General features: G+C 66.0%; 8 protein-coding genes. All 8 read right to left on the bottom strand.

The genetic code is table 11. The annotated features are described in order from the left end of the window. A partial coding sequence (locus VGD20_RS18900) for a TonB-dependent receptor plug domain-containing protein (RefSeq protein WP_331135924.1) occupies window positions 1-464 on the bottom strand: 464 nt, incomplete at its 3' end. Window positions 465-479: 15 nt separating this feature from the next. Further along, window positions 480-1646 (bottom strand): FAD-binding oxidoreductase, encoded by a 1167-nt coding sequence (locus VGD20_RS18895; protein WP_331135923.1) that lies wholly within the window; start codon window positions 1644-1646, stop codon window positions 480-482. Window positions 1647-1775: 129 nt separating this feature from the next. Beyond that, window positions 1776-2444, bottom strand: a complete 669-nt coding sequence (locus VGD20_RS18890) for an XRE family transcriptional regulator (RefSeq protein ID WP_331135922.1) — start codon at window positions 2442-2444, stop codon at window positions 1776-1778. Window positions 2445-2538: 94 nt separating this feature from the next. Continuing rightward, the gene (locus tag VGD20_RS18885) at window positions 2539-3519 is read right to left on the bottom strand and encodes a dipeptide epimerase (RefSeq protein ID WP_331135921.1); all 981 of its coding nucleotides are present in this window, start codon (window positions 3517-3519) and stop codon (window positions 2539-2541) included. A 61-nt stretch (window positions 3520-3580) separates the two neighbouring features. Beyond that, on the bottom strand, window positions 3581-4747 hold the full coding sequence (locus VGD20_RS18880; RefSeq protein WP_331135920.1) for an epoxide hydrolase family protein: 1167 nt from the start codon (window positions 4745-4747) through the stop codon (window positions 3581-3583). Window positions 4748-4923: 176 nt separating this feature from the next. Beyond that, window positions 4924-6516 carry a serine hydrolase gene (locus VGD20_RS18875; protein ID WP_331135919.1) on the bottom strand — a complete coding sequence of 531 codons (1593 nt, stop codon included), beginning with the start codon at window positions 6514-6516 and terminating at the stop codon, window positions 4924-4926. Beyond that, the gene (locus VGD20_RS18870) at window positions 6513-7868 is read right to left on the bottom strand and encodes a peptide MFS transporter (RefSeq protein WP_331135918.1); all 1356 of its coding nucleotides are present in this window, start codon (window positions 7866-7868) and stop codon (window positions 6513-6515) included. Before VGD20_RS18870 ends, VGD20_RS18875 begins: the two co-directional genes overlap by 4 nt. Then, the coding region (locus tag VGD20_RS18865; protein ID WP_331135917.1) for an enolase C-terminal domain-like protein at window positions 7865-8547 on the bottom strand (683 nt) is incomplete at its 5' end. The genes VGD20_RS18870 and VGD20_RS18865, both read right to left, overlap by 4 nt.

Raw genomic sequence — 8547 nt, 5'->3', positions numbered from 1 at the left:
CCCTGCGGGCCGCGCAGCACCTCGACCCGGTCGATGTCGAAAAGGCCGACGTCGAGCGCACGCCGCGCGCCGTTGGCGAAGGCCGAACTCGAGCCGTAGGGAACCTCGTCGACATAGACGCCGACCGTAGATGACACGTCGGCCCCGCTGGTCACCCCGCGCAGGCTGACCTGCGACGTCCCCGCGCCCTGCGACGTATATTGGAGCCCCGGGACCGTATTGGCGAAATCGACGAACTGCTTCGCAGCGATCTTCGACAGGTCGTCGGATGACAGCGCCGAGATCGATTGCGGCGTATCGATCAGACGCTCGGCACGCTTCTGCGCGGTGACGACGATCTCGCCCGGATAGGCTTCGCCGGCGGCGGCCGGATCGCCTTCCTGCGCCGCGGCCGGAGCGACCAGCGAGAGCGCTGTTCCCGCCGCGAGAAGCCATCGCGATACCCCCGTCGAATATGCCGTCATCGATAATCCCCTTCTTTATAGACCGGCGGCTGCAACGACCGCCGCCTGGTGTTGATCGGTATCGGCCGCCCTGCGCAGGCGGCCGGGAGCGCAGGTGGCCGGATCGACCCCGTGCGCCGCGATATCTTCAGGCAGTGGCGTACCGCGTACGAGCGCGGCTGCCATGCGGGCGAGCGCCGGCGCGGTCTGGATGCCGTAGCCACCCTGGCCGACGAGCCAGAAGAAGCCGGGTGCCGCGGCGTCGAAACCGGCGACGGGCGTCCGGTCAGGCGCGAAGGTGCGCAGGCCCGCCCAGCTGTGTGGCACGCGGCGCACCGGGATATCGGCCACCTCCTGCACGCGGTCGATCGCGAGCGCGATATCGAGTTCTTCCGCGAAGGCGTCGCACGGCAAGGACGGCGTCTCGTCGGCGGGGGACATCAGGATACGCCCGCCCTCCGGCTTGAAATAATAGCGCTCGTCGACATCGATGACCGCCGGCCAGCCCGATACATCCACGCCCTCCGGCGCATCGACGACGATCGCCGTGCGGCGACGGGCCTGGAGTCCGAGCGGCTCGACACCCGCGAGGCAAGCGACCTCGTCACCCCATGCGCCCGCAGCGTTGACGATCACTCCTGCACGGATCTCGGCGCCGCCCGCGACCAGCGTCCATCCGCCGCCCATCGCCTCGATCGTCTCGACGCGGCTCGAGGCCCGGAGCACGCCGCCGTTGGCGCGGAGCATCGCGAGATAATATTGGTGGATCGCGTCGACATCGAGATCATAGGCGTGCCGCTCGTCGAGCGCCGCGGCACAATTGTCGCGCAGCAGCGGAATGCGCGCGCGCAGCGCGGCGCCTTCGACGAGTTCCGCCGCTCCGGCCATGCCCGGTTCGCCCGAAAGGCGCGCGAGCCGGCCGCACTGTTCAAAAGTTGCAAGATGGAGACAACCGCGCGGGCGCGCGAATATCCGGCCGTCGCGGCCGCCGAGCGAAAAATCCCGGCTCGCGCGCGTCAGAGCGCGCACGGCCTCATTGCCATAGACCTCGGAGTGCAATGCCGCGGAGCGGCCGGTCGTATGCATTCCGGGGCGCGCCTCCTGCTCGACGAGCAGGACTTTATAGTCGGACGAAAGCTCGGCCGCGACACTCGCTCCCGCGATGCCGGCTCCGATCACGACAATGTCGCACTGGCCTCCCATGCGCCCGTCCCGCCCAAAAAACTTGCACTATATGCAATAGTTGTTTCAAAATTGCATTTCAAGCAAATTTTGAACTTAGGCGTATCGATCCCTCGGCGCAGATCGCGCGCGCGTCATTAAGAAATTGGATCAGCTTGCCTGGAGAGCAGCCCAGCTTTGGGGCGTGAAGACCTGCGCCTCGAAAATACCCTGTCGGGCCTCGGGTCCATGATAATAGGTCACGAGCAGTTCGGCGGGGCGACCATGTACGGCGACCGTGCTGTGCCACATATGCCCGTCCATGAAGAGCGCGTCGCCCGTTTCCAGAATGAGCGGTGCATGGCCTTCGCAGTAAATGACCGCATCGCCGCGCAGGACGTAGATGATCTTTTCGCCGGGATGCCGGACGAACTCCGAGTCCCAGACGCTGATCGCATCGATCGTGACCTGCATGCAGTCGAGCGCACGGTCGCTATCCTGACCGAACAGATATTTTACATTGAGCTCGCGATAGGCATTGGCCTTGCTGCCGCGGTCGCGCTCGCGGTCGACGGTAAGGCGCCGCAGTTCCTTGGCCCTGCCTCGAGGCGCAGCTACCGTCCGGTCGGCGACATCCGGGTTGCGGGCGACCAGGTCCTCGGGCGCGATGTCGAGCGCTTTCGCCAGCAGGTCGACCTTCTCGATCGTCAAGCCGAGCTGCGTATTCTCGATGCGCGAGAGCGACGACACCGATATCCCGGTCAGCTCCGAGAGCCGCTCGAGCGTCATCTTCCTGCGCTTGCGGATCGAGCGGACGACGGCACCGATCGAGTCCGGCACCTCCCTGCCCCGCAAGCCCCCTTCTTTGACGATGCCCATCATGATCTGTTAGTCGCTGCCTTGCACCTTGGCTAGATACGAGCTGCGCGTCGCCTCAGCCCCAAAGTTCGGCGGCAAAACGGTGCAGCCGGCGGCCATCGTGGCGCACGCCCGCATCGGCGGGGTTCCGGACGATCAGCGGCACGTCGAGGTCGACGACTTCGCACAGGGAGGCGACGACGAAGGCGGGAGCGATCGCGAGGCCGGAGCCGAGCATGCAACCGACCATGAGGCGGAACCCCCGCGAACGCGCGGTTTCGGCGAGTGCCAGAGCCTCGGTCAGCCCCCCGGTCTTGTCGAGCTTGATATTCACATAGTCGTAGCGCCCCGCGAGCCGGTCAAGGTCGGAGCGGTCGTGGCAGGATTCGTCGGCGCAGAGCGGCACCGCGCGGTTATAACCGTCGAGAAGATGATCCTCTTCCGCCGCAAGCGGCTGCTCGATCATGAATACCCCGGCCTCGGCAAGACGCGGCGCAAACGCGTTCAGTCGCTCGATCGTCCACCCGGCGTTGACGTCGACGAACAGCGGCACGTCGGGAAGGACCGAGCGGACCGCAGCGAGGCATTCGAGATCGGCCTCGCCGCCGAGCTTCAGCTTGATCATCGGCGCGTCGCCGAGGGTCGCCGCGAATTTCGCGGTTTCCCCGGGCGACATGATACCGATGGTGACGTCGGAGGCGATCGTCTCGGGCGCAGCAAAGCCCGCGACGTCCCAGACCGAGCGACCCGACCGCTTCGCCTCGAGATCCCAGAGCGCGCAGTCGAGCGCGTTGCGCGCGGACCGGGCAGGCATGGCATGCTGAAGACCGAGCCGGTCGAGCGCACCGTTCTCGATTCTCGACGCGACGGCACTGATTTCGGCGAGGGTCGCATCGGCGGTCTGCCCGTAGATATCCATCGGACAACATTCGCCCCGGCCGACGACATCGCCGTCGCGCACCTCGACCTCGACGACGTCGAGCCCGGCGATCGTCCCGAAGGCAACCCGGAAGGGCTGGCTGAGTGCGATATGTTTCTTCCGGGCCGAAATCTGCATCTGCTCACCTCAAAATTGCTTAAATCGCAATATTGGGTTAGATTTTGCATTTCAAGCAAATTTATCGGAGCCGCTCTGAACGCAACGGGCGAAAGAACGCGCGGATATCGCCAGCCAGAAGGTCAGGCTGCTCGTGTGCCGCAAAATGGCCTCCGTCGGGCATCGAGGTCCACCGCCTTACTTCGAAGACCCGCTCGACCCATGGTCGGGGCGGCATCGGCAGTTCGCACGGGAACAGCGCGACCCCGAGCGGCACCGTCACCCTCTCGCCGGGTTCGAATACCAGTGGGCGGTGGCGATTCTCCTTATAGAGCCCGAGCGAGGCCGTCAGACTTTGGCTGAACCAGTAGATCGAAATGTCGGTCAGGAGCGTTTCCATCGAAATGACGCTCTCGAGATCGCCCTTGCAATCGCTCCACGCGCGGAACTTCTCGGCGATCCACGCGGCAAGTCCGACGGGCGAGTCGGTGAGCTGGAAGGATAATGTCTGCGGTTTCGTTGCATGGAGCGCCGCATAGGCGCCCTCCCGAGCCGACCAGCTCGCACCGGTATCCAGAAAAGCCTCCTCGTCGGGGGTGGTCGCAGGCGCGCCGGCGTGCAGGGGCGGTCGATAGCTTCCGGGAATGTAGTTCAGATGGATGCCCGACACCGCACCGGGAAACAGGCGGGCGAGCCAAACCGAAACGCCCGCGCCTATATCGCCGCCTTGCGCAGCGAACCGGTCGTAGCCGAGCCCCGCCATGAGCCCGCGCCACAGATGCGCGATTTCGCGCGAACCGACGCCGGGGTGCGCTGGCGCGGGACTGAATCCATATCCCGGCAGGGACGGCACGACGACATCAAAGGCATCGGCCGGATTTCCGCCGAAGGCGCCCGGGTCGGCGAGACGCGGGATCAGCTGTTCCATTTCGGCGAAAGAACCCGGCCAGCCATGCGTGACGACGATCGGCATAGGTGACGGCCCCCGGCCCGGCTGATGAATGAAATGGATTTCCTGTCCGTCGACCGTCATCTTGTAGTGCGGGAACCGGTTGAGCCGGCGCTCGTGGAACCGCCAGTCGAAGCGATGGAGCCAATGGTCGACAAGCCGCTTCATGAACGCGAGGCTGGCGCCGTCTTCCCAGCTTTGCGGATCGTAGGATGCGGGCCATCGGACGGCTTCGAGGCGCGTTCGCAAATCCTCCAGCGCCGAGTCGGTGATACTGATCTGAAATGCCTTCGCCGCCATCGTCGCTCCTTCACTCACCGACGCGCTTATCCCGGACGAGCGGTACCCGGCCGGAAAAAGGTGGCAGCAACGGCACCCATGCGGGTGGTCGCGGCCCTCCGCTTCCGGACCCGGTCCTGTGACAAGGCACTCCGCGCAGGGGCGATCGCGCGATCGCCCCTGCGCGGCCCGGCGGTCTAGATACGCTCGAACGCGAGATCCTGGAAATCGAAGCTGAAATCGGTCGCGGGGGAAATGGCCTGCAGCTTCATGCCGCTGACGCTGCCATCGAAGCCCTGCTCGAACCGCACGAACGCATCGGCGTTGATGCTGCGATCGACCCATCGCGCCACGAAGATATTGCCGCTATAGGGTTGAAGCTCCGCCTCGAGCGAGGCCGTCCGGCTGATTTTCAATATGAGCCTGCCACCTTCGCGACGAACGACGGCGTCGCCGCGCCAGGGGTCGCGAAAGGTTCCCGCATAGGCATCGAGAGGAAGAGTCGGGGCCGCTGCGGCAGCGAGCCGCGCCGCGACATCCTTTTCGGTCGCGTCCGCCTCGGCTGCCTTGCCGGCCGCATAGGCCGAGGCGATCTCGACCCAGTCGCGCTGCGGCGCGCCGATATAGGCGTCGAGGATCTGGTTGCTTACCGCCTGCATCGCCGCACCCGATTCCTGGTTGGTGAACACAAGGACCCCGAGTTTGAGCTCCGGGATCATCGCGACCGAAGTGACGGTTCCAATGACGCCGCCGGTATGGGCGACGCGCTTGAAGCCGAAGCTGTCACTCACGCCCCAACCGAGCGCATAGCCCGAAAAATGCGTGCGCAGGAGCCCGTCGAGCGCGGGGCTCGGCGGCGTCACGACGTTCATCGTCCACATTTCGGCGCTGCGTTCGGGCGAAAAGAGCCGCAAACCGCCGGGCCCCCTGCCCTCGCCGAGCTGGGTCGACAGCCATCTGGTCATGTCCGCGAGGCTGCAGTTGATCGTACCGGCAGAACCGATGACGTCCATGTTGACCGCGGCGACGGGCTTCGCCTTGCCGTCGATCACGACATGCGGCGACGCGACGTCGGAGCGGTCGCGCACGCGGCCGAGGCTGGCGGTGCATCGCGTCATCCCGAGGGGAGCCATGATGCGAGTCTCGATGAAATCCTCCCACGAGCGCCCCGAGGCCGACGCGACGACTTCGCCGGCGACGACATAGAGGAGATTGTCATAGTCATATTGCGACCGGAAACTCGACACCGGCCGCAAGTGCCGGAGGCCCCGCATGATCTCGGTGCGCGACATGTCGGTCGCGGGCACGAACATGAGGTCGCCGGCGCCCGGGCCGAGGCCACTGCGGTGGGTCAGAAGATCGCGGATCGTGAACTCGCGCGTGACATAGGGGTCGTACATCCGGAAATCGGGCAGATGGTCGATAACCCTGTCGTCCCATTTCAGCTTGCCTTCGTCGACGAGGATCGCCAGCGCCGCAGCGGTGAAGGCCTTGGTGTTCGATCCGATCTGGAAGATCGTGTCGGGCGTGACAGGCTCGGCCTTGCCGGCCTCGCGCACGCCATATCCCTTCGCATGGACGAGCTTGCCATCCTTCACGATCGCGACGGCCATCCCCGGAACGTCGAACGCGGCCATCGCGCGCGATACCGTGGCATCGATTCTTCCGGCGGCGATACCTGCGCGGGCTTCGACGGGCCGCGCCTCTCGCTGTTTCGCGAAAGCTTGGGCCGGGGCTCCGACGGCAGCCAGCGCGATCAGCATTGCGAACGAAGGCTTCATACGGTTCATGCGCTTTTCCCTTCCGATATGGCCGCGCCGGTGCCCGCCCCGACCGGATGTGCGGTCTCGTCTTCCCGCAACCGGACGGTCCGGTCGAACAATTTCAGAAGCAGCGCCGACGTGACGCCGATCGCCCCGGCGACGGCGAAGAAAGCTTCGGTGCCAAGCGGCTGCCACAGCGTACCGATCCAGCCGGCGAACAGATTCCCGAAGAAGCCGGCGGAATACCAAAGCGCGATCGTCGTCGCCGCGAGATTTGCGGGCGCAAGCCGCGCGAAGAGACCGACCCCGACGGGGAGGATATAGAGTTCGCCGACGGTCAGCAGCGCCATGAACAGCACAAGCCAGACCCACGACACCTGAGCCGCACCGGAACTTCCCGCCACCGCCGAAAGCAGGAAGAAGGAAAGGCCGACAAGCGCGGCTCCGATGGCCATCTTGCTCATCGTCGACAATTCGCGGCCCGCCTCAATGCGGCGGTTCCAACGCCTGACGAGCCAGGGTGAGAGCGAGATGACGATGAGCGAGTTGAGCGCGAGGAACCAGGTTACCGGGATCACGAGACCGCCGCCTGCCGAGCGGTCGACCTCGCTGTCGGCCCACAGGGTCATGGTGTTGCCGATCTGCTCGTAGGCTCCGCGAAAGATCACGATCACCGCCGCGATGCCGGCGAGCAGCGCGAGCTGCGATCCGAGGCTGCGCCGCGGCGGCCCAGCGGTCGGCAACGCGCTCGCGGCGACCACGCCGCGGGCCCTTTCGCGCGGCAGGTAGCGTCCGCCGACCGCATAGACCGCCATGCCGATGAACATGCCAACGGCGGCGATGCCGAACCCCCGGTGGAAACCGTAGAGTTCGCCAACGGTGCCGATGACGAGCGGGGCCGCGAAGGCGCCGACGTTGATCCCCATATAATAGATGCTGTATGCCGATTTGCGCCGGGGGTCGTCTGCCGGGTAGAGACTGTCGATCTGGGCAGGCAGGCCCGGCAGGAAAAGACCGTTGCCGAGCGCAATCGTGGCGAGCGCCACCAGGAACAGATTCTCGAAGGCCATGAAGATATGACCGAGAGCCATGATGAGGCCCCCGATCATCACGGCGTTGCGGCGCCCGAGCCAGCGATCCGAAACGAGACCGCCGAAAACCGGCGTGATGTAGACCGCGGCGGCGTAGAGGCCGTAGATCCACGATGCGTCGGCCTGCGCGAATTTCAGATGCTTGGTAGCGTAAAGGACGAGCAGCGCCCGCATTCCGAAAAAGGAAAACTGGCTCCACATTTCGGTCAGAAAGAGGACGGTCAGCCCGCGCGGCTGTCCGAACCAGTCGCCCGCCTCGCCGGCGACCGGCGCCCGGGACCGGGTCATGCGGACCATCCCCAGACGCCCGGCGGGATGTCGAGCCGTCCGTCGCGATACCGCACGGAAGGGTCCCGGTCGCGGTCGAGATGAACGGGCCCGTCGAGATCGACGAAATCGCAGCCCTGTCCGGCGAGGAAAGCGGGGGCGGTTGAAAGCGACGTTCCGCCCATATTGCCCACCATCACGGAGAATCCGCGCACCCGGGCCGCCTCGGCCATCGCGAGCGCGGCCGTCAGGCCCCCGCATTTGTCGAGTTTGATATTGATCGCGTCGAAGAGACCGACAAGACGATCGAGATCATCCCCGGTCTGGGCCGACTCGTCTGCCGCGAGCGGGATCGGACTGGCGAACCCGCGAAACGCATCCTCGCGCCCGATCGGGCCGGGCTGTTCGACGAGCGCAACGCGCGCAGCGACGAAGACGGGCAGCAGGTCGGAGAGGCCATCGGGACCAAGGCTCTGGTTGGCGTCGACCCCGATCCACGCATCGGGCCGGGCGTCGCGGAGCGCGCGGACGCGCTCGCCGTCGGCGCCGTCGCCGGTCAGCTTGAGCTTGATCGCCCGCGCCTCGCGGCAGGCATCGCCGGCCCGCGCCGCGATCGCCGAGGGATCGTCGGCGCCGATGGTCACGGTGGTCAGCAGCGCGCGCGGCGCATCCAGACCGGCGATCTTCCACACCGGCCGCC

The organism is Sphingopyxis sp., from assembly GCF_036402335.1.
GTDB lineage: Bacteria > Pseudomonadota > Alphaproteobacteria > Sphingomonadales > Sphingomonadaceae > Sphingopyxis.
Note: the sequence above shows the minus strand (reverse complement) of the source record. Positions and strands in the feature narration are given on the sequence as shown.

Excerpts from the sequence above, each read along its gene's own strand:
- VGD20_RS18895 (WP_331135923.1), bottom strand. The coding sequence starts at position 1,646 with ATGGGAGGCCAGTGCGACATTGTCGTGATCGGAGCCGGCATCGCGGGA.
- VGD20_RS18885 (WP_331135921.1), bottom strand. The coding sequence starts at position 3,519 with ATGCAGATTTCGGCCCGGAAGAAACATATCGCACTCAGCCAGCCCTTC.
- VGD20_RS18880 (WP_331135920.1), bottom strand. The coding sequence starts at position 4,747 with ATGGCGGCGAAGGCATTTCAGATCAGTATCACCGACTCGGCGCTGGAG.
- VGD20_RS18875 (WP_331135919.1), bottom strand. The coding sequence starts at position 6,516 with ATGAACCGTATGAAGCCTTCGTTCGCAATGCTGATCGCGCTGGCTGCC.
- VGD20_RS18870 (WP_331135918.1), bottom strand. The coding sequence starts at position 7,868 with ATGACCCGGTCCCGGGCGCCGGTCGCCGGCGAGGCGGGCGACTGGTTC.